1 protein-coding gene is annotated in these 750 nt (G+C 51.7%); it reads left to right on the top strand.

Annotated features, from left to right (window positions below; translation table 11 throughout):
* The first annotated feature begins 98 nt into the window (after nt 1-98).
* Entirely contained in the window at nt 99-644 is a 546-nt protein-coding gene (locus HG800_RS26800; protein WP_169981458.1) for a hypothetical protein, read from the top strand.
* Nucleotides 645-750: the final 106 nt, after the last annotated feature.

The following is a 750-nucleotide window of genomic DNA, read 5'->3' as shown; positions in this document are numbered from 1 at the left end:
CGGCGCTCCCCGGTATCATCAAGCCTCGTCTCGGCGGGCCGGTCCGCTGAGCTTGGTCGTTAGGCGGCGGGGGCTTTGAAGCGAATTTGTGTGCAAAAATGCCAAACAACGATAATATCCAATCGCTAGACTATGATTCCTTAACCGAGGCGCTCTACGCGGAACTCGCAACCGTTCTCCCCCCGCTAGCAAGCGACCCCGATATTTTCGGTTTCGCGATCTTTGTCCCAGAAGATGCTGGAGCTGCTTGCCTCAACTACACATTTGGCAACGAGTCCAAGATTACAGCGAAGCCAGGAACCGCGGATGCATTGGATCAGCGATACAGTCCAATTGAATGGATCCCGACTCTTCCGGCATTCAAGAACTCCAATCGAATACTGGAGTCGTTGGTCAGCCAGTTCGAGCAAGTTTCGCAGGGACTTTCCGGGAAGAAGTTGTACAAGGTTCACGGAGAATTTATCAATCGATGTGCTAGGGCAGCACTACTTGCAATGAAACGTCACAAGGAAGAAGGTACCTTCGGTACCATCTGGTATCGCGTTCTCGCCATGACGGATAGTGAAGAACCTATCTTGGCAGAGGCTTTCGAAACCCTGAACGATGGACGTGCTCGAAAAGAGGCCACCATCTATTATAAGTAGATCTGGCGATTTCCTGATGATTCCGTGCCCCTCGTCGATTAGATCGAGAAGAGAAAAGGGGAGATTCTGGATATCGACGCTTGGCCTAATTTGTCGGGCGTCGGAC

The sequence above is a fragment of the Tautonia rosea genome (genome assembly GCF_012958305.1).
Classification (GTDB): domain Bacteria; phylum Planctomycetota; class Planctomycetia; order Isosphaerales; family Isosphaeraceae; genus Tautonia; species Tautonia rosea.
The sequence above is the reverse complement of the archived record's forward strand: the minus strand, read 5'-3'. Positions and strand labels throughout refer to the sequence as shown.

Excerpts from the sequence above, each read along its gene's own strand:
- HG800_RS26800 (WP_169981458.1), top strand. The coding sequence starts at position 99 with ATGCCAAACAACGATAATATCCAATCGCTAGACTATGATTCCTTAACC.